This window comes from Undibacterium sp. TJN19, from assembly GCF_049339485.1.
GTDB lineage: Bacteria > Pseudomonadota > Gammaproteobacteria > Burkholderiales > Burkholderiaceae_D > Undibacterium.
Map to the genome: position 1 here is coordinate 1 of NZ_JBMPPL010000096.1, position 255 is coordinate 255.

Below are 255 nucleotides of genomic sequence, written 5' to 3' on the forward strand. Positions count from 1 at the left end.
TACTGCCGGAGGTGAAGATGATGTAGGCGAGCTGGTCGGGTACGACTGTCACAGCAGGGGCGCTGTCGCTGTAGCGGCCCAGGAGGGCATGGTGCCAGTGGCCGTCAAGCGGCAGGGTCTGGTAGTCGCTGAGGAAGCTGAGTTCTTCAAGCAGGTGTTGTTCGCTCAGTATCAGTTTGCAGGCGCTGGTGGCAATCATGTGCTGGAGGCGGCTGGCCGGATAGGCGGGGTCGAGCGGGACGTAGGCGGCACCGG

The 255-nt window shown here is 63.5% G+C and carries 1 protein-coding gene; it reads right to left on the reverse strand.

Annotation, left to right across the window (positions count from 1 at the left end):
- Nucleotides 1-199 (reverse strand): hypothetical protein (locus ACO0LH_RS28690; protein WP_422944561.1); only part of this gene is annotated, 199 nt, incomplete at its 3' end.
- Nucleotides 200-255 lie beyond the last annotated feature (56 nt).